We start from the raw sequence: 24225 nt of genomic DNA, 5'->3' as shown, positions 1-24225 counted from the left end.
CACGGGAGGAGCATGCCTGTGGTCGCGATCAGCGCGACGCGTAACGTCCACCTCATGAGCAAGGGGAGGTCTATGACTCCACCTCCGCAAATCCAGCCGCGTTAAGTGCGATGAAGCTCGTTCGGACTATCGCATAGCGGCAGAAACCGCGAACGGCACGCCGGGTCAAGGTTTAGTGGGCTGCATCAGCAAGGCAGAGCCCCTACCTGCCCGGCGCTGTGCGTTTTGTAAACCGCCTCGGTGGCTACGCCTTCTTCTGCAGGCCGAAGAGATCACCGATCCATTGATAGTAGATCGGCTGTTTGTCGTGCAGCGTGTGATGCCGCGATAGATGAAGCTGGGTCCGCTCTGTGCGATCGCTGACGGCGTGCCGAGCAGGAGCGCAGCTCCCGCAAGCATGAGCTCGCGCCGATCGAAATCTGCCATTTGATGCCCCGAATTCCGATCAGCAATTTTGCACGCCTTTGCAACATTGACCATGACGCGGTTCCACCGTTTGCGTTGCGGGAAATGCCAAGAGATGGCCGCCTGATCGGCAAATTTCCGACACACGATCGGGGCGAATAGCGCCGATCCGACATGACGCAGTGCTTCGCGCGGTCCCGATTCCGCCGGCGCGCTTCATTTATTTTGGGGAATCCGCGTGTCGCACAAGCTTGCCTCGGCGCTTCTCGCAGCGCTCTTCCTCGCCATCTCGTCGTTCTCCGGAGCCCGCGCTGAGACGCCTGCGCCTGCCCCCAGGAGCGCGGTCGCATTGTCGCCTGACGAGGCGAGGCGGGCGCTGGACACGCTCCAGGACGACAAGAAGCGCGCGCAAATGATCGATACGTTGCGCGCGATCGCCAATGCGTCTGGCCCGCAGCAGGCCGCACCGCCCGCGTCCGAGCAGAAGTTGCCGATCCCGCTCGCGGCCGATGGCCTCGGCGCCCAGCTTCTGCTCACGGTGTCCGAACAGATCGGAGAGATCTCGCGCGATGTCGTCGATATGGCGCGCACGCTCACGCATTTCTGGGCGTTCTACTACTGGATCGTCCGGACCGCTGACGACCCTGATGCCTACAATCTCCTGATCGAGATCGGCTGGAAGCTGGCGCTGGTGTTCGGCTGCGCGCTCACGGCCGAATGGGTTGGCGTCCGCCTGATCCGGCGACCGGTCGCCTTCCTCGAAGGGCGCGTGCCTCAGACTGCACGCCTGCCGGTGCAGGCGCTGCCCATCGCCGATCCACCGTCATCGGTCGCCGATGTCACGCCCGAGCCAGATTTGCACAAGCGACGGCACAGCCTTGCGCGTGTCTGGCAGCTAATGCTGCGGCTGCCCTTGGTGCTGGGACGATTGCTATTCGAACTGCTACCGGTCGTTGCTTTCCTTGGCATCTCGACCGCATTGCTCGGAACGGAGATCGGCGAGCCCGCTACCGTCCGTCTCGTGATCCTTGCGGTCGTCAACGCCTACGCGTTCTCGCGCGGGCTGATCTGCGTCATCCGCGCCCTGGCCGGACCCTTCGGCCTGTTTCCGGCGCGGGCCGAGACCGCGGCCTATATCGAGATCTGGGCGCGCCGCATTGTCGGTGTCGCGGTGACCGGCATTGCGTTCGCCAATGTGGCGCTGTTGCTCGGCCTTCATCGTGCCGGCTACGCCGCGCTCATTCGCATGGTCATGCTGGTCGTGCATCTGTTCGTCGTCGTCATCATCCTGCAATGCCGCCGCCAGGTCGCCGACGCCATCCGCGCGCCGGCGGATCGGCAGGGGATTGCGGCGCGTCTGCGCAACCGCATCGCCGGCGGCTGGCATTATCTGGCGATCGCGCTCGATTTGGCCCTGTGGGCGGTCTGGGCGCTCAACATCCACAACGGCTATTCGCTGCTACTGCAATATTTCGTCGGCACCATCGCGGTCGTGCTGATCACGCGGGTCGCCATCATGGTGACGCTGAGCTTGATCGATCGTGGCTTTCGCATCCGGCCAGACATCCTCCAGCGCTTTCCGGGGCTGGAGATCCGCGCCAATCGCTATCTGCCGCTGCTGCGCAAGATCGTCTCCGGCGCGATCGCCTTCGTCGGCTTCGTTGCGGTTCTCGAGGTCTGGGGCGTCGATGCCATCGTCTGGTTCTATGGCGGCCAGATCGGCAGCCGGCTGCTCTCTGCCGTTGCGACGATCGGCGTCGCCGTCGTCATCGCTGCGGCGATCTGGGAGGCCAGCAATGCGCTGCTGGATCGCCAGATCAACACACTGTCGCGCGACGGACATTATGCCCGCGCCGCGCGCCTGCGCACCTTTCAGCCGATGCTGCGGACAGCGCTCTTGTGCCTCATCGCCACCGTGGTCGGCCTCACGGCACTCAGCGAGATCGGTGTCAATGTCGCGCCGCTGCTCGCCGGCGCCGGCATCGTCGGCATCGCCATCGGCTTCGGCTCGCAGAAGCTGGTGCAGGATCTCATCACCGGCCTATTCCTGCTGCTGGAGAACACGGTGCAGGTCGGCGACACCGTCAGCGTGTCGGGGCTTACTGGCGTGGTCGAGAACGTCTCGATCCGCACCATTCGCCTACGTGCGGGTGACGGCGCCGTGCACATCGTGCCGTTCAGCGCGGTGACGACCATCACCAATGCCAGCCGTGGTGCCGGCAATGCCTCCGTCAGCGTCAACGTCGCCTACAAGGAGGACACCGATCGCGCCGGCCAGATCCTCAAGGAGATCGTCGAGGAGATGCGCCGCGAGCCCGACTTCCGCCCGCTGATCCGCGGCGACCTCGAGCTCTGGGGCATCGACAAGGTCGATGGTGCCATGGTCTCGATCGTCGGCCAGATCCGCTGCACCGAGGCTGGCCGCTGGCCGGTCCAGCGCGAATTCAACCGTCGCATGAAGCAGCGCTTCCAGCAGAACGGCATCGAGGTCGCATCAGCGACCCAGACCATCTTGATGCATGTCGCACCGCCGGTCGATCTCGCCGCCAACCTGACGCCAAGACGGGCAGCCGGATAGGTACGCGGTAAATTTCCGCCTTGCCTCCGCTCAACCGGCGGCGTTCACTCGCCCTCCAGTCCGCTGACGACATGCGGACGTCAAGAACGGTGGGAGAGAGTGATGCGGGGGCTGTGGGCCGGATTGCGCGGTCATGTAATCGTCGTGTGCGCGGTGATCGGATGCGCGGCGTGGACCGCACCGGCCGGTGCGCAATCGTTCCCCTCTCGGCCCATCACCCTCGTGGTCCCGTTCGCGGCGGGCGGGCCGACCGATACGCTGGCGCGGATCCTGTCGGAACGGATCGCGGCCGATCTGCATGCGACGATCGTGGTCGAGAACGTCGCCGGCGCCTCCGGCAGTATCGCCGGCGCCCGCGTCGCGCGGGCCGCGCCCGACGGCACCACCATCACCATCGGCCATTGGGGCACGCATGTGCTCAACGGCGCGATCTTCAAGCTGCCCTACGATTTGCTCGCCGATTTCGAGCCCGTCGCGCTGGTCGCGATGGGCACGCAGCTGATTGTCGGCCGGAAGTCGCTCGAGGCAAACAGCCTGAAAGAGATGATCGCCTGGCTAAAGGCCAATCCCGGCAAGGCCACCGCGGGCACGGCTGGCGCCGGCACCGGCGCGCATGTCGCCGGCGTTTTCTTCAAGGAAAGGACCGGCACCGACTTCCAGTTCGTGCCCTATCGTGGCGCGGGGCCGGCGATGATCGACCTCGTCGCTGGACAGATCGACATCATGTTCGACCAGGCCACCAATTCGCTGCCGCATGTCAAGAGTGGCGCGATCAAAGCTTTCGCCGTGACCTCGCCGACGCGGCTTGCATCCGCGCCCGACATTCCGACCGTCGACGAGGCCGGGCTACCCGGTCTCTACATCTCCTACTGGCACGGCATCTGGGCACCGAAGAATACGCCGAAGGAGACTATCACAAAGCTCAACACAGCCATTGTCGCAGCTCTTGCCGATCCCGCCGTCAGGCAGCGCTTTGCCGAACTTGGGCAGGAGATTCCGCCGGTGGACCAGCAATCGCCCGCAGCTCTCGGCGCCTTCCAGAAGGCCGAGATCGAGAAATGGTGGCCTGTCGTGAAAGCTGCGGATATCAGGCCGGAGTAGAGCTGTTGCGGCACATTTCGCCCTCATCTTGAGGATTTCTCGTCATTCCGGGGCGCGCGTCAGCGCGAACCCGGAAGCCATCGGGCGGCAGAGTTAGTGGATGAATGGATTCCGGGCTCGCGACTTCGTCGCGCCCCGGAATGACGAGGGGAGAGAGCAACCTGCGGATCGTTCGCGAAAACCTCGCTGCGGTGCGAGATCACAATCGTGGCCCAGGGGGCAACGTCCTTGATCTCGATGGACCGCTGGCCGACAATGCTCGCCCTTCAATAAGAAACTCCCTGGGGGAATTCGTGAATAGACCTGCTCGGGTCAGCGCCCATTCGACATCATCCGATTCCGCGCAAGGCATGACGCTGCTGCGCGACCCCCTGCTCAACAAGGGCACGGCCTTCACGGAAGCCGAGCGCGCCGCGCGCGGCCTGCGCGGCCTGTTGCCGCCCTGCGTGCTGACGATCGAGGCGCAGGTCGAGCGCGTGCTGATCAATCTGCGCTCGCTGCCGACGGATCTGGAGAAATACGTCGCGTTGAACGCGCTGCATGACCGCAACGAGGCGCTGTTCTTCCGCGTCGTCGTCGACAATATCGACGAGATCCAGCCGATCATCTACACGCCGACGGTCGGGCTCGCCTGCCAGAAATACGGCCTGATCTTCCAGCGGCCGCGCGGCATGTTCATCTCCTCGCACGATCGCGGCCAGATCGCCGAGATCCTGAAGAACTGGCCCTATCAGGCCAAGTTGATCGTCGTCACCGATGGCGAACGCATTTTGGGACTTGGCGATCTCGGTGCCAATGGCATGGGGATTCCCGTCGGCAAGCTGTCGCTCTATTCGGCCTGCGCCGGCGTGCATCCCGAGCAGTGCCTGCCCATCGTGCTCGACGTCGGCACCAACAACGCGGAGCTGCTGAGCGATCCCTACTATCTCGGTCTGCGCGAACGGCGGCTGACGGGCGAAGCCTATGACAGCTTCGTCGACGAGTTCATGACCGCCGCGCGAAAGACCTTCCCCGGCGTGCTGATCCAGTTCGAGGATTTCGCCAATCATTCCGCGTTCAAGTTGCTGCACAAATACCGGGACGAAGCCTGCGTCTTCAACGACGACATCCAGGGCACCGCGGCCGTCGCGCTCGCCGGCCTGTTCTCGGCGCTGCGTATCAGCGGCGGCAAGCTCCGGAACCAGCGCATCCTGTTCCTCGGCGCTGGCGAGGCGGCGACCGGCATCGCCGATCTCGTCGTCTCCGCCATGATGGCGGAGGGCGCAACGGAGGCCCAGGCGCTCCGTCGCAACTGGCTGGTGGATTCCCGTGGCCTCGTCGTCAGCGGCCGCGACGGCCTGCACGGCCACAAGCTCCGCTATGCCCACACCGACCAGGCGCCAATCGCCGACTTCCTCACCGCAATCAAGACGCTCAAGCCGACGGCGATCATCGGCGTTGCCGCGGTCGGCGGCGCCTTCACGCCCGAGGTGCTCAAGACGATGGCCGAGCTCAACGAACAGCCGATCGTGTTCGCGCTGTCCAACCCGACCTCGAAGGCGGAATGCTCGGCGGAGGATGCCTATCGCTACACCGAGGGTCGCGCGCTGTTCGCCTGTGGCAGTCCCTACGACCCGGTCAAGCTCAATGGCCGTACCTTCGTGCCGCGCCAGGGCAACAACTCCTACATCTTCCCCGGCGTCGGCCTCGGCGTCATCGCCAGCCGTTCGCGGCTCGTGACCGACGAGATGTTCATGGCGGCCGCTCATACGCTCGCCAATTGCGTCGGCAAGGAGGATCTCGATCAGGGCAGCCTGTATCCGGCTTTGCCGCGCATCCGCGAGGTCTCGGCCCGCATTGCGGCGGCCGTGGCTGATGTCGCTTTTCAGCGAGGGCTCGCCGATGGGCCTGCGCCCAATGACGTGAAGGGCCTGGTCCAGTCGCAGATGTACGAGCCGAAATACTGACGCTCACAATGCGGTCGAATCCGCGGAGGCAGCCCCTCATCCCACCCTCTCCCCGTGAGAACGGGGCGAGGGGGTGAGAGAAGCGCGTGCGCTCCTTACCGCGCGCGCCGAGTTGATGTGCCTAACCTCTCCCCGCTCTTTGCGGGGAGAGGTCGGATCGCCTCGGCGATGCGAAGCACCGTCCAGGGCGATCCGGGTGAGGGGCGAGGCACCCTGCCTGCCTCATCAAGAGCCTTTCCCCGGCCCGGTCGGCATCACCGCAATCGCAATTGTCTGCCGTGGCCTTATGTGCGACGCTTCGTAGCGTTACAAGAATCTCAATAGGTAAGCCACCATGGACGATCGTTTGCCCGACCTGGGCGATCTCGAGCACGAGGTCATGCAGATAGTATGGGCCCATGGGCCGGTCACGGCCGAAATCGTGCGCGAGCGTCTGTCGCGGCGTCTGAAGGAATCGACGGTGCGAACGGTGCTGCGCCGCCTCGAAGAAAAAGGCTATGCTCGCCACACGGTTGACGGACGCACTTACGTCTACCACGCCACCGAGGCGCGCGCCCGGGTCGCGGCCAAGGCGGTGCAGCGCATCGTCGACTGGTTCTGCAACGGCTCGATGGAGGAGGTCCTCGTCGGCATGGTGGACAATGCGATGCTCGACCAGCAGCAATTGCGCGCGCTGGCCGACCAGGTGGCCAAGGCGAAGAAGGCGAGGGGAGTGAAAAAAGAATGATCGCGGCTCTGGCTGAGGCGGCGTTACGCTCCTTCGCGCTGGGAGGCGTCGTCTGGATCGGTCTCATCCTTTTTCGTGTGCGCAATCCGCACGTTCATATGACGGTGTGGGTGGTCGTGCTGCTGGCATCGCTGGCGATGCCGTTCGTGATGCACTGGCCGACGCTCACCATCGACCGGCTGCCCTTGTCCGTGCCAGTGCCCGATGACGTCTGGCCGGCCGATATCGCGATGCTGGACCGGCCGCAGCCGTCCTTGCCGACCGCATCAGGTGCGGCCATCGCGCCGATGGCAAAGCATGGCATCCCGATCGACTGGTGGACAATTGCCACCACCGTTTATGCCTGCGTCGCAGGCCTGTTGCTGATGCGGCTGGCGATCGGCCTTTGCCTGACATGGCGTCTTGCGCGCGCGGCAAAGCCGGTGAAAGGCCTGATCGGAGCGGACGTGCGCGTCAGTCGCGACGTCGGCGGCCCCGTCACTTTCGGCTCGACCATCCTGGTGCCGCCGCAGTTTTTCGGCTGGGACGCCAAGAAGCGCCTCGCGGTGCTCGCGCATGAGGGCGCGCATGTCGCCAACAGGGATTTCTACGTCCTGCTGCTCGCCTCGCTCAATCGCGTGGTGTTCTGGTTCAGCCCGTTCTCGTGGTGGCAGCTGGCGCGTCTGGCCGAGCTTGCGGAGATCATCAGCGATGCCCGCGCGATCGAGATGATCGACGACCGGCTGTCCTATGCGGAAATCCTGCTCGATGTCGCGACGTCGGTGAAGCCGCGGCCGATGGAGCTTGCGATGGCGCAGGTCTCGACCGTGCGCGCACGGGTCGAACGCATCATCGCCGCTGCCGCCATGCCCGTGGCGGTCGGCTGGCGCAAGCGGCTGCGGATCGCGGCGGCGATCGTGCCTGTCGTGATCGTGTCGGCCGGCATGATCGCCTACCGCACGCCGGATCCTGTGCCATCAGGTTCTGATATCGGTCAGGTGCCGGCCGAGCATTACCATCCGTTTGTCAATTTCTACGCCATGGGCCCGGCTTCGGTGTTCGCGATCTTCCGCGAGGGCGACGACCTCTACGGTCAGCTCACCGGCCAGCGCAAGCTGCGCTTGACCGTTGCAGGCGACGGCACCGCGTCCTACGCGGCCTCATTTGGCGAGATCACGTTCGCTGTTGATATGGAGCGCCGCTCGTCCGAGCTGACGCTGCATATGAACGGCCGCGACGTGCGCGCTATCAACGTCGCCGAGATGCCGGCACCGACGACGGATCCGGTGTCGCTTGATCAATATGTCGGCTGGTACAAGATTGCGCCGAGCCGCGTGCTCACCATCAGGCGCGACGGCGATGGTCTGCAGGTGCAGGAGACCGGGCAGGGCCGATCGGCGGTGCTGGCCGAGGGCACTGACGCGTTCTCCGTCCATGGCGATCATCTCCTGATCTTCCTGCGCGACGATGCAGCCTCGGTCTCGCGCGTGCTGGTCCAGAACGCCGCGTCCGGCGCTCGCCTCGCGCCGCGGATCGACGCGGCGCAGGCCCAGGCGATCGAGGCCGACTTCGCCCGGCGCCTGGCGGAGGTGCCTGACAGGTTCAGGGAGCAGGTCCCGGCGGCCGGCAGCAAGGAGATGATCCTGAAAGGGATCGAGGATCTGCGCCGCGGCACGCCGAGCTATGATCGCATGAGCGCGCCGCTGGCCGCCAATATCCACCGTCGCCTCGACGAATTGCGCGCGACCTTTGCAGCGCTCGGCGCGGTCGAGTCGATCTTCTTCCGCGGCGTCGGGCCCGGTGGCTACGACATCTATGGCGCCAAGTTCGAGAATGGCACCGCGGAATTCCGCCTGCTGATCGAGCCCGACGGCAAGGCCGGCGACGTGATCTTCCGGCCCGACGGCAACGACGAGCTCGGCGGCATCGTCCCCTGTTCGGAGGAGGCCAACGTGCGCGGCCGCGCCGGCACGTCGCCGATCAGGATCATGCTCTACAACGAGACCGAGGACGACATTCAGGTCTTCAATCTCGATGCGAATGGCGAGCGCAGGGCGCAGAGCGTCGTCAGGTCGGATATGACCTGGGCGACGCTGACCAGCGTGAACAATCCGTGGGTCATTGCCGACAAGTCGGGCAAGTGCATGGAGATCCTGGTGCCGGGCCGGCAGACGCGCTTCCACAATGTCGAGGCCTCGAACCTTCTCGCGCGGCAGGGACGCGCCGCGCGGCGCGCCGTTCCGATCGCCAATGGTGAGGTGATGCTGCGGCACTATATCGAAGGCATCGGCCAGGGGCAGCCCGACTACGATCATATGACGAGCGAGGTCGCCAACATCACGCGTGCGCAGCTTCCGTTCGACCAGGCGATCCTGGCTCGGCTCGGTGCGCTGCGCGCCGTCTCGTTCCGCGGCGTCACCGCGCTCGACAGCGACATCTATCTCGCCCAGTTCGCCAACGGCTCGGCGGAATGGCGCATCGGCGTCAGGAATGGGACGATCACCAAGATCGCGCTCGGGCCCAATTTCTAGCTGCGTTCGCGTTGTCGTGATCAGGGGCGCAGGCGGCCGATCCCGGCTTGCGCCCGTCTGCCGCAACCGTTACGCTGTGTAACATTACGCTTGGCAGTCTGCCGCGGATGTTCGATGCGGGCGCCGGCTAGGGACCTCAGGGACGGCCCGCAGGCGGATCGGGTTCATGATGTGCATGCTGACGCAACGGGAGCTCGACTTTCTTGCCAGCCTGAAAACCGGCTGGCAGCTGCTCTATCGACGCGAGCTCGCGCGGCTCATGAGGGGTGAGGTCGAGACCGGCGAGGCGCGGCCGGAGACGCGCCCGGTCATCTGGCGCGTCGTATCGGGCTGATTTCTCGCCATTTTGTGTCGATTCAGGACAGGTGACTGTGGTGGATTCATCACAGCCGGCGCGAAACGATGGCGGCCGCAAGGCCGCTTTTGTTCAGCCAAGGTTCTGCCCTCATTGCCCACCGAAACTCAGGGGTGTTCGGAGGGCGCATCATGTCTCGCATTGCACGTGCCGAAACGACCCTGACCTCGCCGGCAACCTCGTCACGGTTGCTGCTGGTCATCATGGGGGCCGCATCGCTCGCCGCCTGCGCGCAATCACCGGTCGGCCGCCAGAGGGCCGATCTCGCTCCGACCACAAAGCAGGCTGCGATCGAGCGGCCGCACCGCGTGGCGGCGCTGCATCCGCGTCCGATCTACAGGCCGCATCGGTCGGTCGACACAGCAAGCGCCAAGTCGTCGGCCTCGCAGGGCGTGGCGAGCTTCTACTCGGACACGGAGACCGCGAGCGGCGAGAGGTTTGACAAGAACGAGCTGACTGCGGCCCATCCCACGCTGCCGTTCGGGACCAAGCTGCGCGTCACCGATGTCTCCTCCGGTCGCTTCGTGACGGTCAGGGTCAACGATCGCGGGCCCTTTGTGCGCGGCCGCGTCGTCGACATCTCGCCGTCCGCGGCCGAGGCGCTCGGCATGGTCGACAAGGGCCTCGCCAATGTCAGGCTCGACGTCGTGCAATAGAGCGTGATCCGGAAAAGTGTGTATCGGTTTTCCCTCGCGACAAACGCGGAACGCGTTTGCGCGGAGATCATGCTCAAACAATAAATCGCCTTTGCCGCGCTTAACCGACTATTAGCGGCTCTCCCGCACCATAGGCGTCCGGCAATTCGGGGCTTTGGGGGGACGGCGCTTGAACACGATCCAGTATCTCGAAGATCAGGCGGCGCGCGCCGAGCGGCTGGCCAAACGGATCACGGATACGCCCACGATCGAAAAGCTCCTGACTTTCGCCGGCGAGCGCCGCCGCGAGATCGAGGTTATCGCCGGCCGCCGGCGCGGGTAGTCTAACCCCATTAGATCCATGCTCTGAACGCATTTGCCCTCTCTGCCATCTGCGGAACTTCTTCTTCTCTCCGACGTCATGTCAGTCATGAATATGGAGGAGGAAGTCATGGGCTTTGGACGAGGTGCCTTGCTTTGGTTGCTTGGCGTGCCGCTGCCGGTCATCCTGCTGCTGGCGATCTTCTGGCATCATTGAGAGCGTGATAAGATGCGAAAAGCGCCGCGGAAGCGGCGCTTTTTGTTGCCTGCAAGCTTGTGGCGACGACAGCGCGCTCAGCTGTGGCTCTCGACGAAATCGCTGAGATAATCAGGAAGCGTCACGCCGTCGATGTCGCAGCGCGCCTGGATTTCATCGGCAACATCGGTCGAGATGTCTTTCATCCAGTGCTCGAGCGTGTTGAACGAGATCACCTTGATGGGATCGTTGAAGCAGCCGGCGACGAGATCGTTGATTGCTGCATCGAGATCGCTTCGCTCGACGCGAATTTCAGTGGCCTCGTCGAGGCGATCGATCACCACGAACAGAGTCTGGTCGGCGCCATAGGGCACGACCGGGGATGGTACGCCAGCGTCAAGCATCTGGATTGCTCACATCTCGGCTTTCCGATCTCCGTTAACGGGAAAAACCGGAGGAAGGTTCCTGCCGAGATTTCGGGATGCGGATTAGACTAATGTCGCTGGCGTGTAGGTGCTCGCCTACAGGTCAGAGAAATTCTCTCAAGCGCGACAGCTCGATGACATGCTCGGGCGAGAGGATGTCCGTGACCAGCGGCGGCTGCGCGGCCGTGCGGATCTCATAGAGATGCCTTGTGGGCGCGGGCTTTGCCATGAATGCCGAGATGCAGGCATCGAGCGTACCCTCGCTGACCTGATAGGGCTCGCGGTCCAGCCGGCGCTGATTTCCCAGGGAAGGCCATTTCTGCAGCACGGCGAGCGCGCTGAAATCAACCTTTGATGCGTCCCCCATTGTCCCCCGCCTCACGCAAAAAGAACCCTGACACGCTTACCTTGCGTGCCAGGGCCCATTACCCATCACTGCATCTCAATGCCACGCACCGAGAACGCGGCGGCCGGGAAAAGGTTCCCGGCCGATGGCGGCTCAGCTCGCGGCGGCTGCGATCTTATCCCCTGGGCTCGCATGGCCGTGGGCTCTCTCGTCGCGGCTGACCTCGGGCGGCAGCCCTGCAAAGCGCCGCAGGGCTTGCGCCATCTGCACCCGGCCCTGGACGCCTGTGATCACCACGTCCACCATCACAAAGGACGAGTGAAAATGGCCGTGCGCCTTCAGCTGCTCGACCTGGACGCCGGCAGCCGCCATCGCCTCGGCGTAGGCGATGCCCTCGTCGCGGAGCGGATCGAACTCGGCCGTCACCACAAAGGCCGGCGGCAGGCCCGAGACCTTGCCGCGCAGCGGCGAGACGCGCGGATCGGTGCGGTCGGCCGGTGAGCAGTACAGGTCCCAGAACCAGTACATCAGCGAGCGCGTCAGGAAGTAGCCGGTCGCATTGTCGTTGTAGGAGGGCCGGTCGAAGCTGCTGTCCGTCACCGGACATACCAGCAGCTGGCCTGATATCTCGGGCCCGCCGCGATCGCGTGCGAGCTGGCAGGTGACGGCCGCGATGTTGCCGCCGGCGCTCCAGCCGGCGACCAGCACCGGGCCCGGGATGCCGCCGAGTTCGGCCAGATGCTCCGAGATCCAGCGCGTCGCCGCGTAGCCGTCCTCGATGGCCGCCGGGAAACGATGCTCCGGCGCGTGGCGATAGCCGACGCTGACGAACATCATGCCGGTCCGTCGCACCATGTCGCGGCAGAACGGCTCGTCCGACTGCTCGTCGCCGAGCACCCAGCCGCCGCCGTGGAAATACACCACGACCTGATGCGGCCCCGGCGTGGCCGGCTTGTAGACGCGGTAGGGCAGCGGGCCGTCGGCGCCGGGGAGCGTGCCGTCGACGATCTCGCCGATCAGCCGTCCCGCAGGCCGGCCCTTGTTGAACTCATTGACGAAGGCGCGCGCGCCTGCCGCCCCCATCGACTCGATCGGTGGCAGGTTCAACGAGGCCAGCAGGTTCAGCACCAGCCGCACGTCCGGCTGCAGCCGCACCACCTCGCCGTCATTGCATTGTGCGGCGACATTGGGTCCGGTCAGCCTGAAGCCGAGCATGCCGCGGCTGGTGACCTCGTCGCAAAGGCTGCGATAGGGACCGACACCTCCGGTATAGGGCATCAGGCCCTGAACCTTGCCGGGCACGTTGGCGCCCGTGTACCAGGTGTTGGCGAGCCGATGCAGCGTCAGCATCGAGCAGTCGGCCATGTGCCTGTTCCAGCCGGCTTGCGCCGTCTCGGTTGGCTCGATGGTGGTGAAGCCGGCTTCGCCCAACGCTTTGAGGCGGTCCACGACCCAATCGACATGCTGCTCGATCGAAACAGCCATGTTCGACAGCACCGACGGGCTGCCGGGCCCGGTGATCATGAAGAAGTTCGGGAAGCCTTCGACCGTGAGCCCCAGATAGCTCTGCGGCCCCTGTGCCCAGACATCGGTGAGCGACTTGCCGCCGCGCCCGGTGATCGGATGCACGGCGCGGATCGCGCCGGTCATGGCATCAAAGCCGGTGGCGAACACGATGACGTCGACATCGACATTGCGCTTGGCCGTCGTGATGCCGCCTGCGGTGATCGCCTTGATCGGCTCCTGGCGCAGATTGACCAGCGTGACGTTCGGCCGGTTGTAGGTCGCGTAATAGTTGGTTTCGAGGCAGGGACGTTTGGCGCCGAACGGATGATCGTCCGGCATCAGCGCTGCCGCCGTCTCCGGATCCTTCACGGCCGCCGAGATCTTCTCGCGGATCAGGTCCTGGACGATCTTGTTGCCGTCGACATCGACCGCCTGGTCGGCCCAAAGCTGCGTCAGGATGTGGACGAGGTCGCCGGCAGCCCAGGCGCGCTCGAACCGCTCGCGACGCTCGGCATCGCTGAGCTGCCAGCTGACGACGGTCTGCTGCGGATAGGGTACGCCGGCCATCGACTGGCGCGCCTGCTCGCGATAGGCCGCGCGGTCGCTCTGGAACAGGTCCCTGCGATCGGCCGGCGAGGGGCCGTTATGGGCGGGCAGCGCGAAATTCGGCGTGCGCTGGAACACGGTCAGGTGGGCCGCCTGTTCGGCGATCAGAGGGATCGACTGGATGCCCGACGAACCGGTTCCGATCACGGCGACGCGCTTTCCCGCGAGATTGACGCCGTCATGTGGCCAGCGTCCGGTGAAATAGACCTCGCCCTTGAAATCCTTGACGCCGTCGATCTCCGGCGGTTTTGGCGCGGAGAGACAGCCGGTCGCCATGATGTAGAAGCGGCAGGAGACGGCAGCGCCGTTGTCCGTGGTGAGTTGCCAGCGCTCGGCCTTCTCGTCCCATTTGGCTTCGGTGACCTTGGTCCTGAAGCGGATGTCGCGCCTGAGATCGTAGCGATCGGCGACGAAGCCGAGATAGCGCAGGATCTCGGGCTGGGTCGCGTATTTCTCCGACCAGGTCCACGCCTTGTCGAGCTCCGGATCGAACGTGTAGCTGTAGTCGATGGTCTGGATATCGCAGCGGGCGCCGGGATAGCGGTTCCAGTACCAGGTGCCGCCGACATCGCCGGCTTCTTCGAGACCGACGGCGGAGAGGCCGGCCTTGCGCAGGCGATGGAGAAGATAGAGGCCGGAAAAACCTGCGCCGACCACGGCAACATCGACGTTTTGGACGGTTCCGCTCCCCGCCTTGGACTCACGTGCGGCGACCATTGCTTCCGGCATGGTTATTCCTCCCGTGTCTTTGTTTTGCCGGCAGGCTAGTCCCGCAGGCCCGGCTTGTCATCAGAACAAGTGCAATCTTCGGTAGTCCCTTTGCGGCATCATCGTGGCGGCGCGAACGTTGCTTCGATGCACGCATCGCGATGCACAATGGCCGTGATTGCCCGGGCTAATCATGGATGATCCGTCTGTGTATGCTTGCGGCTACTAGCCACGCGTATCCAGGGCGCCATGACAGAGCTGAGTGAGCGAACCAAAGCCAACATGGACGTCGTCCTGGAGGAGACGTGCCGGCAATTGCCGCATGGCGGCGATCACGACAGTCGCCGGTTCATCGCCGAGCGCCTGATCGAGGCGGCGCAATCCGGCCACTCCACGCTCGGCGAGCTCGGCATCATCGCGCGACGCGCGCTGGCGGACATCATCGCCAAGGGCGGTTAGCTGACGCGCCTCGGCGCTTGCCTCTTCGCGCGTTGCGGACGTAACCTGCCAGGGACCATTTCCGCGCATCGAGATCCCCTGAAGATGCGATCCCTGCTTGCGCTTATTGCAGCCCTTGCATTGCTCTGCGCCGGCCGCGCCGTCGCCCAGCCGGTCGGCCAGTATCCATTTGCATTGACGCGCGAAGGTCAGATGCTCGGCGCGGTCGAAGGCGAAGTGGCCTCCTTCAAGGGGCTGGCCTACGCGGCGCCGCCGGTCGACAGCCTGCGCTGGCGTCCGCCGCAGGACTTGCCCGAGAGCTCGGAGATGAGCACGGCCTACAATTATGGCTCGCCCTGTCCGCAGCCGTCGCTGCCGGCCGCGCGCGAGGATTGCCTCACGCTCAACGTGTTCAGGCCCTTCGGCGTCGACGGGCCGCTGCCGGTGATGGTGTTCATCCATGGCGGCGGCTTTGTCAGCGGCACCGCCAATGATCCGCTGTTCGACGGTGCAAGATTCGCGCAGGCCGGCCTCATCGTCGTCACGGTGAACTATCGGCTTGGCGCGCTCGGCTGGTTCATGCATCCCGCATTGTCGGAGAACAGCTCCGGCAATTTCGGCCTGATGGATCAGATCACGGCGCTCCATTGGGTGCACGACAACATCGCGGCCTTCGGCGGCGATGCGAACAACATCACACTGTTCGGCAACGGCGCCGGCGCGACATCGATCGCGCTGCTGATGCTGTGCGCCCAATCACGCGATCTCTTCCAGAAAGCAATCCTGCAATCGATACCCGGCCGTGCGCGTCTGGCTTCGTCGCAGGAGGCCGAGGCTGCGGGGCGGCAGTTCGTCGCCGCGCTCGGACAGGCGACGGATCTGCGTGCCGTCAAACCGGCGCGGCTGCTTGCTGCTGAAAGAAAATTGCTGGAAAAATCGCCGCGCAGATTTGCGCCGGCGATGGACGGAAACCTCACGACCGAAGACATCGGCGCGGGGTTTGCGTCAGGACACGAGAGCCGCATTCCCCTCATCATCGGTTCGAACGACGACGAGACCCGCTTCGACAGCGAACTGGAAGTCAAGGAAGCGCTGTCATCGTCCACCGAGAGCCTCGATGAGTTGCGCAAGCTCTATCCTGACGCCAGGACGCCCTCTGAAATTGCCGCCAGCCTCTACACCGACAAGGTGTTCTCCGAGCCGGTGCGAATGCTCGCCCGGCTTCATGCCGCAACCGGAGCGCCGACCTTCCGCTATCGCTTCACTTACGTGCCGGAAGCCCGGCGCGGCAACCCCGACGAGGGCCACGGGCGCGAGTTGCAGTTCGTCTTCGGCGTCGAGGGCGTGCCCGGCGCGGGCATCTTCTCGCGACGGGATCGCGAGGTCGCAAATCGGATGCGGTCCTATTGGATCAATTTTGCGAAAAACGGCGACCCCAACGGGCCCGAGCTACCGCATTGGGATGCGGCCGCGGACAGCGACCAGCTGCTGCTGATCGCAAACGATCGCATCGCGAGCGGCGACGACCCCTGGTCGGAGCGTTTGGACCGGCTCGCGCGCGAGAGCAAGAAGTGAGTTGGACTTAGGCCGCGAGCTCGACGCGCGGCGCCGGCGTCAGGCGGTCTTCTTCGAGATGGTCCATCGTGCCGTCCTTCTCGACGGCATAGAACTGCTGGCCTTCCTTGGACCGGTAGGCGGCACGGACCACGCCGCAACGGCCCTTGTCACTGTTGACGACGTCCCCCAGCGCAAACTTCTTCATCTTACGTCTCGCTTGTCTTCTGGCCGATTCCTTCGGCCACATCAGGATTGTGAGCGGCAAATCGTTAACGACTTGCTAACCATGCCGGTTTGCCTATGCTCGCCGCGAAGCGCGCGGAGGTCTCATCCGCGCAAGAAGTCTTCGAGGCGAGCCTGACAACATGACGCGATTTCCGACCCTGTTTCTGTCGCATGGCGGCGGCCCCTGGCCCTTCATGGAGGACCGGCGGGTGCAATATGCCAAGACGGCCGCGGAGTTCGGCCGGCTGCCGCAGCTGCTTCCTGAAAGACCGAAGGCGGTGCTTGTTATCACCGGCCATTGGGAGGCCGACGCCTTCACCGTGTCGACCTCGGCGCACCCGCCGATGGTGTACGATTACTACGGTTTCCCCGAGCATACCTATCACATCACATATCCGGCGCCTGGCCAGCCCAAGCTCGCAGCAGACGTGAAGGCGCTGCTTGCGCGCGCCGGCCTCGATTGCCGGGAAGATCCCAATCAGGGCTTTGATCACGGCACCTTCGTGCCGCTCGGACTGATGTATCCGAATGCCGACATGCCGATCGTGCTGCTGTCGCTCAAGTCGAGCTATGACGCAGCCGAGCACATCAAGGTCGGAGAAGCGATCGCCTCGCTACGTGACGAGGGCATCCTGATCGTCGGCAGCGGGCTCACCTATCACAACATGCGCGGTTTCGGGCGCGCGGAATCGAAACCCGTCTCCTACGATTTCGAAGCCTATCTGAACGAGGCGATCAGCAATCCGGACGCGGCGCGCCGCAACGCGATGCTGGTCGATTGGGAGAAGGCGCCGAGCGCGCGTCTGGCGCATCCGCGCGAGGACCATCTTCTGCCGCTGATGGTGGCGGCAGGTGCTGCCGGCAGCGATGTCGGCAAGCGCGTTTTCGTCGACGAGGTCGCTAGCGTTGCGATGGCGTCGTACGTGTTTGGGTGATGACCTCTGCTCCCTCCTCCCGCTTGCGGGGAGAGGGTTGGGGTGAGGGCGAGTCTCCGCGAGGAAGGTGAGAGTCGGACTCGCGGAGATTCCCCCTCACCCGGAATCCGCGCTACGCGCGAATTCCGGCCTCTCCCCGCACGCGGGGAGAGGCGAAGAGAGAGCCTCATGCGCGGCGTGACGCCATCAGGCCGCGATACAGCGCTGCATACTCACCCGCGCGGTTGCGCCAGGACACGTCGGTGGCAAGGCCGCTCAATTGCAGCCGCCGCCAGGTTGCCTTGTCGTGGAAGGCGGCGTTGGCTTTCCGCAGCGTGCCGGTGAGGGCGCCAGCCGTCACCGGACCAAACTTGAAGCCGGTGGCGTCACGTCCTGTTTCGCCGATGTCGATGATGGTGTCCTCGAGACCGCCGACACGGGAAACGATCGGGACCGCGCCATAGCGCAGCGCGCAGAGCTGGGTCAGGCCGCACGGCTCGAACCGCGAGGGCACGAGCAGCGCGTCGGAGCCGGCCTGGATCAGATGAGCGAGAATCTCGTCATAGCCGATCATCACGCCGATCCGGCCGGGATTGGCGCGCGCGGCGGCCTGATAGCGCTCCTGAAGATCGCGGTCGCCGCTGCCGAGCAATGCAAGCTGCATGCCCTGATCCAGGATCGTCGGGATCGCCTCGAGCAGCAGGTCGAGCCCCTTCTGCCAGGACAGCCGGCTGATGACGCCGAGCAGCGGCGCCTCGTCGGAGGAATCGAGATTGAACTGCTGCTGCAGCACCGCCTTGTTCGCGGCTCGGAACGTGAGGTCCTGCGCACCGAAGCGATAGGCGATATGCGTATCGGTTTGCGGATTCCACACGGCGATGTCGATGCCGTTGAGGATGCCGCTCAGCACGCTGGCGCGCTCGCGCAGCAGGCCGCCAAGTCCCATGCCGCCTTCGTCGCTCTGGATTTCATGAGCATAGGTGGGCGACACCGTGGTGATGCGATCGGCCAGTTGCAGCCCGGCTTTCAGGAAGCTGATGCCGCCGAAATATTCAAGGCCGTGGACGTCGAACGATGCGTCGTGGGGCAGGCCGATCGCGCCGGCCAGCGCGCGGTCGAACTTGCCCTGATAGGCCATGTTGTGAATCGTCATCACCGTGCCGGGCCGCGGCCCGCCGTCGTAGTGCAGATAGGCCGGCGCGAGCCCGGCCTGCCAGTCATGGGCGTGGACCACGTCGGGCACGAAACTTGCGACGAGACCGCGGCCGATATCGGCCGCGACCCGCGCCAATGCTGCGAAGCGCACACCGTTGTCCGGCCAGTCGACACCCTCGGCGGTGACGTAGGGATTGCCCGGCCGCGCATAGAGATGCGGCACGTCGAGCACGAACAGATCGAGCCCATCATGTGAACCGGCGAGCAGGCGCCCCGGTCCGCCGAAATAATCCGACCAACGTTGGATTTCGTCCGCGCCCGAAAGCCGCCGCATCACGTCAGGATAGCCCGGCATCAAGGTGCGCATCTCGACGCCATGCGCCTTCAGCGCAAGCGGCAGCGCGCCGGCGACATCAGCGAGGCCGCCGGTCTTGACGATGGGATAGACTTCAGAAGCGACCGCGAGGACGCGAACAGGCGTCATGTATTGAGCCTGTCGATCATCGGCTGAGTGATCAGCGAGATGCCCTGTTCGGTGGTGCGGAAGCGTTTGGCGTCGAGCTCCGGATCCTCGCCGACGACGAGGCCTTCGGGGATCTCGACGCCACGATCAATCACGACGTTTTTCAGCCGCGCGCCGCGCCCGACATTGACGTAAGGCATGATCACGGCGTTCTCGACATTGGCATAGGAGTTGATGCGCACGCCGGTGAACAGCAGCGAGCGGCGCAGCGAGGCGCCGGAGATGATGCAGCCGCCCGAGACCAGCGAGCTCACCGCCTGGCCGCGCCGGCTCTCCTCGTCATGGACGAACTTGGCGGGCGGCGTGATCTCCGCATAGGACCAGATCGGCCAGGCGCGGTCGAACAGATCGAGCTCCGGCACCACGTCGGTGAGGTCGATATTGGCCGCCCAATAGGCATCCACCGTGCCGGCGTCGCGCCAGTAGGCACGCGGGTCGCTGCCCGAGCGCACGCAGGAGGTCGAGAACCGATGCGCGATCGCGCGGCCGTTCTTGACGATATAGGGGATGATGTCCTTGCCGAAATCGTGACTGGAGTTCGGGTCCTCGGCGTCGCGCTTGAGCTGGTCGAACAGGAATTTCGTATCGAACACGTAGATGCCCATGCTGGCGAGCGAGACGTCAGGCTTGCCCGGCATCGGCGGCGGATCCTTGGGCTTCTCGAGGAATTGCTGGATCCAGCCGTTCTCGTCGACATGCATGATGCCGAAGCCCGAGGATTCCGCGCGCGGCATTTCGAGGCAGCCGACGGTGACGTCGGCGCCGCTGTCGACGTGCTGGCGCAGCATCACCTCGTAGTCCATCTTGTAGATGTGGTCGCCGGCCAGCACCACGATGAACCGGGCGTTGTGCGACTCGATGATGTCGATGTTCTGGTAGATCGCATCCGCCGTGCCGACATACCACATGCTCTCGGAGACGCGCTGGCTCGCAGGCAGGATGTCGAAGCTTTCGTTACGCTCGGGGCGGAAGAAGTTCCAGCCCATCTGGAGATGCCGGATCAGGCTGTGGGCCTTGTACTGCGTGGCAACCGCGATACGGCGAATGCCGGAATTCACCGCGTTCGACAGCGCGAAATCGATGATGCGGGATTTGCCGCCGAAATAGACCGCGGGCTTGGCGCGCCGGTCGGTCAATTCCAGCAGCCGGCTGCCGCGGCCGCCGGCCAGGACAAATGCCAAAGCCTGGCGGGCAAGCGGCTCATTTCCGGCAGCACTCATGTCTTCCTCCCACTCGTCTGGCGCAAGCCAAATTCTGGCGTAAGCCAAGGCCTTCGCGAAGTGCCTTCCGGCCGCGCATCATTGGAACCGATAGTAACGGTACGAATAGGTAATCGGGAAGGTGCTTGTTGGTTGCGAACGCACGGGAAGCTTAACGCTTTGGCCGCGGCGGGAGCGCCTCGGGTGCCGTCGCTCGGCGGTCATAAATCAGGCATGCCCAGCCGTCTTGTGCGCTGCACGCAAGGTTCGAGGCTTTGACTTGGCACTTTGACTTGGCACTTTGACTTAGCACTTTGACTTGGCGCAAGGATGAAAGATCCTGGCCTGCGATGCTCTTTTCAACGAAACGTCGGACAGGGAGTAAGACGATGAGTCTCTGGAAAATGGCAATGGCCTGCTCGTTGACGGTCGGCGTCATGACCGGCCAGATCGGGCAGGTATCGGCGGCACCGATGCCGACCAATGTGGCGACCATGAAGGCCGCGGCCGGTGATGACGTCACGCAGGTGCATTGGCGTGGCGGCGGCTGGGGCTGGGGCCTCGGCGGCTTTGCGGCCGGCGCCATCATCGGCAGCGCCATCGCCGGCGCGCCCTACGGCTATTACGGCGGCGGGCCGTATTACGGTTACGGCTATCCGGGCTACGGCTATGCGCCGTCCTATTATGGTTACGGCTACGGACCGGCCTATCCTCGTTATTATCGCCCCTATCGTCCGTATTACGGCTATCGCTACGGCTATTACCGGCCGTACTACCGTCACTACTACCGCCGCTATTGGTGACCGCGCAGGCGGACGAGGTCGTCGATCGCTCGTCCGCGTGATTGCAGCTGCGCGCATCGCTCTCGCAGATAGGCCCCGGCTCAGCAGCGCAACGTCGAAGACACGCATAAGCGCGCCCTTGGTGATGTGAAGACGCGCGTAAACGCGCTTATGGTGATGCGCGCGTCCGGGGCACGAGGCTTCACAAGCCTCTCAAGCGTCCGTGAAGTGCACGGAGCTATTCCAACTCGATCGGCTTCCCCGACACTTTCCTTCTGCATTTCATGCGGACAACGACACCCACATTGCTATTTGCGCCGCCTCCCTTGTCTCGCACGCCGCGTCGTCAAAAATCAACCGGACGACCACATCGGGAGACCGGCCATGGGCCTGCAAGAAACAAAAATCGAATCGCTTTCCTTCGTCACCGCTGAGCTCAACTACCTTGCGCCTGTTTCAGGCAAGCCGCGCACCTATGCTTTCGATCCGCCGCCGGGCGAGCCAAAAAGCACCTCGCTACCGGAGCCGCATCATGTCCCGATTTTCGACGCGCGACTGATCGCGCAGAATTTCTCACTCGACCGCGAAGGATTTGCGCTGGTGCGCCATCCGCATCGGGTGCGGGACTTCTACAACGACGAGGAAATCCGCAGCGTCTACTATCCGGCCGTCGAAGCCTTCCTGCGCGCGACCTTGAAGGCCGACCGCGTTGTCATCTTCGATCACACCGTCCGCAAGCGCGTCGAGGGCGCGCCTGATACTCGCGACGGCGGGCCGCGCCAACCGGCGACCCGCGTCCACGTTGATCAGACCATCATCTCCGGCGCCAATCGCGTGCGCGAGCATCTGCCTGACGAGGCGGAGGAATTGCTTAGAGGCCGTGTACAGGTGATCAACCTCTGGCGCCCGATCCGCGGTCCGTTGCGTGATTCACCGCTCGCCATGGCCGACGGCACGACGGTCGCGCCGGAAGATCTCGTCGCCTCGGACCTGATCTATCCCGATCGCCGCGGTGAGATCTATTCGGTGAAATACAATCCCGATCATCGCTGGTTCTATTTTCCGGAGATGACGAGCGACGAGGCGCTGCTGTTGAAATGCTATGATTCCGCAACTGACGGCCGCACCCGCTTCGGGCCGCACACCGCTTTCGTCGACCCGACCACGCCTGCCGATGCGGCCCCGCGCGAGAGCATCGAGGTGCGCACGCTGGTGTTCCACAAACAGTAACAATGTGTGATGGACCCGCCGGGCATGGCCCGGCGGAGTTCCTGGAACCATCTGGAACTTGACGACGTTGCAGCGCGGGGGAGGGCCAACCGGGAGCGGTGCCGTGCGAGCGCAGCCGACGCTATTGTTTTGTCTGACCACATTCTCGCTTTCTGCATTTTCCGTCGCCCACGCCGAAAGCGGACTTGCCTCATATTATGGATATGGAAAAGCCGCGAGGAGCGGCGAGCTGACCTGCGCGCACCGGACGCGCCCGTTCGGCAGCGTGCTGAAAGTGTCCTACAGCGGACGCACCATTCAGTGCCGCGTCAATGATCGCGGCCCCTTCATTCGCGGCCGCATCGTCGATCTCTCGGTGCCCGCCGCCCGTGCGCTCGGCATGATGAGCGCAGGCGTGGTGCGGGTCTCGGTGGAATAGCTCCGCCGTCGCGCTATAGTGCCCGCCAAAACAAGGGGGCGCCATGGCCAGGATCAGGGTCGGACTCGTCGGCTGCGGCTTCGTGTCGGAGCTGCACATGTATGCGTTCCGGCGCGTCTATGGCGTCGACGTCGAGGTGATGGCGGTCGCCGCGCGCGGCGACCATGTCGTCGCCTTCGCCGCGCGCCATAACATCCCGCGTGTCTATCGCAGCCTTGCGGAGATGATCGCGGACCGCGACCTTGACGTGATCGATATCTGCACGCCGCCCAATCTCCATGCCGAGATGATCGTCGCCAGCATGCAGGCCGGCAAGCACGTCATCTGCGAAAAGCCCTTTGCCGGCTATTTCGGCCGCGAGGGCGACGAGCGGCCGATCGGCAAGCACGTGCCGAAGGCGCTGATGTATGAGCGCGTGATCGAGGAGATGGACGCAACCCGTGCCGCGATCGAGCGCACCGGAAAACTCTTCATGTATGCCGAGGACTGGATCTACGCGCCCGCGGTGACCAAAACCGCGGAGATCCTCAAGGCGACAAAGGACAAGGTCCTGTTCATGAAGGGCGAGGAGAGCCATTCCGGTTCGCACGCCGCGCGTGCCGCGCAATGGGCGATGACCGGCGGCGGCTCGCTGATCCGGATGGGCTGCCATCCGCTCTCCGCCGTGCTTCATCTCAAGCAGGTCGAAGCGAAAGCGCGCGGCGAGATCATCAAGGTCGCCAGCGTCACCGGCGATGTCGGCAATGTCACTGAAATCCTCAAGCCGGAGGAGCGCAGCTACATCAAGGCCAACCCCGTCGACGTCGAGGATTGGGGCACGCTGACCGCGACCTTCTCCGACGGCACCAAGGCCACCGTGTTCTCCGGCGACATGATCATGGGCGGTGTGCGCAATTTGATCGAGACCTACACGTCAGGCGGCTCGCTGTTTGCCAACATCACCCCGAACAATCATCTGATGAGCTATCAGACGTCCGAGGAGAAGCTCGCCTCCGTCTACATCACCGAGAAGGTCGACCGCAAAACCGGCTGGCAATATGTCTGCCTCGAGGAGGAATGGACGCGCGGTTATCTCCAGGAGATCCAGGATTTCATGGAATGCGCAGCAACAGGACGGCAGCCGTTGTCGGACCTTGCGCTGGCCTACGAGACGATTAAGGTGAACTACGCCGGCTATTGGGCGGCGGAGGAGGGGCGGCGGGTGGTGCTGTAGCGCGCCGGCAATGTCTCGGCCTTCGCCTACCAGGCACCGACGGCCATCATCACGACGATGGTCAGGCACGAGAGGCAGGCGATCGACGCAGCATAGAATTCGGGGGTGTTCAATGTCGCCTCCTGAAATCGACCGCCTTCCTGAAAGACTGTTGTCGCGAGGTGATTATTCCCTCGAGCGCTTCAACTCGGCATCGTGCTTCCCGT

General features: G+C 64.3%; 21 protein-coding genes. 15 read left to right on the top strand and 6 right to left on the bottom strand.

The window, feature by feature from the left end; genetic code table 11:
- Positions 1 to 643: 643 nt before the first annotated feature.
- From L6637_RS15640 to L6637_RS15605, 8 genes are all read left to right on the top strand, one after another.
- Positions 644 to 2983, top strand: a complete 2340-nt coding sequence (locus L6637_RS15640; RefSeq protein WP_237871222.1) for a mechanosensitive ion channel domain-containing protein — start codon at positions 644 to 646, stop codon at positions 2981 to 2983.
- A 102-nt stretch (positions 2984 to 3085) separates the two neighbouring features.
- Complete coding sequence (locus L6637_RS15635; protein WP_237866073.1) at positions 3086 to 4084, top strand: tripartite tricarboxylate transporter substrate-binding protein; 999 nt, start codon at positions 3086 to 3088, stop codon at positions 4082 to 4084.
- A gap of 293 nt (positions 4085 to 4377) precedes the next feature.
- Positions 4378 to 6030 carry an NAD-dependent malic enzyme gene (locus L6637_RS15630; RefSeq protein WP_338076855.1) on the top strand — a complete coding sequence of 551 codons (1653 nt, stop codon included), beginning with the start codon at positions 4378 to 4380 and terminating at the stop codon, positions 6028 to 6030.
- Between the two features lie 334 nt (positions 6031 to 6364).
- Positions 6365 to 6757 (top strand): BlaI/MecI/CopY family transcriptional regulator, encoded by a 393-nt coding sequence (locus L6637_RS15625; protein WP_237866072.1) that lies wholly within the window; start codon positions 6365 to 6367, stop codon positions 6755 to 6757.
- Positions 6754 to 9267: a M56 family metallopeptidase gene (locus L6637_RS15620; RefSeq protein ID WP_237871220.1), complete on the top strand. Its 2514-nt coding sequence runs from the start codon at positions 6754 to 6756 to the stop codon at positions 9265 to 9267. The genes L6637_RS15625 and L6637_RS15620 overlap by 4 nt, the downstream gene beginning before the upstream one ends.
- A 166-nt stretch (positions 9268 to 9433) precedes the next feature.
- Positions 9434 to 9601 (top strand): hypothetical protein, encoded by a 168-nt coding sequence (locus L6637_RS15615; RefSeq protein WP_237866070.1) that lies wholly within the window; start codon positions 9434 to 9436, stop codon positions 9599 to 9601.
- Between the two features lie 152 nt (positions 9602 to 9753).
- Complete coding sequence (locus tag L6637_RS15610; protein ID WP_237866069.1) at positions 9754 to 10278, top strand: septal ring lytic transglycosylase RlpA family protein; 525 nt, start codon at positions 9754 to 9756, stop codon at positions 10276 to 10278.
- A 169-nt stretch (positions 10279 to 10447) separates the two neighbouring features.
- A complete protein-coding gene (locus L6637_RS15605; RefSeq protein WP_212298790.1) occupies positions 10448 to 10600 on the top strand; it encodes a hypothetical protein in 153 nt (50 codons plus the stop codon).
- A 272-nt stretch (positions 10601 to 10872) separates the two neighbouring features.
- On the opposite strand, the gene L6637_RS15600 is transcribed toward L6637_RS15605, so the two are convergent.
- The 3 genes from L6637_RS15600 to L6637_RS15590 form a co-directional block, all read right to left on the bottom strand.
- The gene (locus L6637_RS15600) at positions 10873 to 11178 is read right to left on the bottom strand and encodes a hypothetical protein (protein WP_237866068.1); all 306 of its coding nucleotides are present in this window, start codon (positions 11176 to 11178) and stop codon (positions 10873 to 10875) included.
- Between the two features lie 124 nt (positions 11179 to 11302).
- Positions 11303 to 11566: a hypothetical protein gene (locus L6637_RS15595; RefSeq protein WP_237871218.1), complete on the bottom strand. Its 264-nt coding sequence runs from the start codon at positions 11564 to 11566 to the stop codon at positions 11303 to 11305.
- A 132-nt stretch (positions 11567 to 11698) separates the two neighbouring features.
- The gene (locus tag L6637_RS15590) at positions 11699 to 14386 is read right to left on the bottom strand and encodes a flavin-containing monooxygenase (RefSeq protein WP_237871216.1); all 2688 of its coding nucleotides are present in this window, start codon (positions 14384 to 14386) and stop codon (positions 11699 to 11701) included.
- A 228-nt stretch (positions 14387 to 14614) separates the two neighbouring features.
- Here L6637_RS15590 and L6637_RS15585 point away from each other — a divergent pair, with 228 nt between their 5' ends.
- Positions 14615 to 14824, top strand: coding sequence for a hypothetical protein (locus L6637_RS15585; protein WP_237866065.1), 210 nt, complete (start codon positions 14615 to 14617; stop codon positions 14822 to 14824).
- An 84-nt stretch (positions 14825 to 14908) separates the two neighbouring features.
- Positions 14909 to 16378, top strand: a complete 1470-nt coding sequence (locus L6637_RS15580) for a carboxylesterase/lipase family protein (protein ID WP_237871214.1) — start codon at positions 14909 to 14911, stop codon at positions 16376 to 16378.
- Positions 16379 to 16385: 7 nt separating this feature from the next.
- Here L6637_RS15580 and L6637_RS15575 read toward each other — a convergent pair whose 3' ends face one another.
- Positions 16386 to 16565 carry a hypothetical protein gene (locus tag L6637_RS15575; protein ID WP_237871212.1) on the bottom strand — a complete coding sequence of 60 codons (180 nt, stop codon included), beginning with the start codon at positions 16563 to 16565 and terminating at the stop codon, positions 16386 to 16388.
- 160 nt (positions 16566 to 16725) lie between these two features.
- Here L6637_RS15575 and L6637_RS15570 point away from each other — a divergent pair, with 160 nt between their 5' ends.
- Positions 16726 to 17520, top strand: coding sequence for a DODA-type extradiol aromatic ring-opening family dioxygenase (locus L6637_RS15570; RefSeq protein WP_237871210.1), 795 nt, complete (start codon positions 16726 to 16728; stop codon positions 17518 to 17520).
- A gap of 166 nt (positions 17521 to 17686) precedes the next feature.
- On the opposite strand, the gene glgA is transcribed toward L6637_RS15570, so the two are convergent.
- Complete coding sequence (glgA, locus tag L6637_RS15565) at positions 17687 to 19138, bottom strand: glycogen synthase GlgA (RefSeq protein WP_237871208.1); 1452 nt, start codon at positions 19136 to 19138, stop codon at positions 17687 to 17689.
- Positions 19135 to 20397, bottom strand: coding sequence for a glucose-1-phosphate adenylyltransferase (gene glgC, locus L6637_RS15560; protein ID WP_237866944.1), 1263 nt, complete (start codon positions 20395 to 20397; stop codon positions 19135 to 19137). The genes glgA and glgC overlap by 4 nt, the downstream gene beginning before the upstream one ends.
- Before the next feature lie 368 nt (positions 20398 to 20765).
- Between glgC and L6637_RS15555 the strand changes: the two genes are divergently transcribed.
- The 4 genes from L6637_RS15555 (at position 20766) to L6637_RS15540 (ending at position 24019) form a co-directional block, all read left to right on the top strand.
- The gene (locus L6637_RS15555; protein WP_237866943.1) at positions 20766 to 21179 is read left to right on the top strand and encodes a hypothetical protein; all 414 of its coding nucleotides are present in this window, start codon (positions 20766 to 20768) and stop codon (positions 21177 to 21179) included.
- Between the two features lie 363 nt (positions 21180 to 21542).
- On the top strand, positions 21543 to 22388 hold the full coding sequence (locus L6637_RS15550; protein ID WP_237871206.1) for a CmcJ/NvfI family oxidoreductase: 846 nt from the start codon (positions 21543 to 21545) through the stop codon (positions 22386 to 22388).
- A gap of 103 nt (positions 22389 to 22491) precedes the next feature.
- Positions 22492 to 22806 carry a septal ring lytic transglycosylase RlpA family protein gene (locus tag L6637_RS15545; RefSeq protein WP_237866939.1) on the top strand — a complete coding sequence of 105 codons (315 nt, stop codon included), beginning with the start codon at positions 22492 to 22494 and terminating at the stop codon, positions 22804 to 22806.
- 43 nt (positions 22807 to 22849) lie between these two features.
- Positions 22850 to 24019 (top strand): Gfo/Idh/MocA family protein, encoded by a 1170-nt coding sequence (locus L6637_RS15540; protein ID WP_237871204.1) that lies wholly within the window; start codon positions 22850 to 22852, stop codon positions 24017 to 24019.
- Positions 24020 to 24225 lie beyond the last annotated feature (206 nt).

Origin of the sequence: Bradyrhizobium zhengyangense (assembly GCF_022012435.1) — a bacterium.
In the GTDB taxonomy this organism is placed as follows: Bacteria; Pseudomonadota; Alphaproteobacteria; order Rhizobiales; family Xanthobacteraceae; genus Bradyrhizobium; species Bradyrhizobium zhengyangense.
This window is presented reverse-complemented; position numbering and strand designations above follow the sequence as displayed.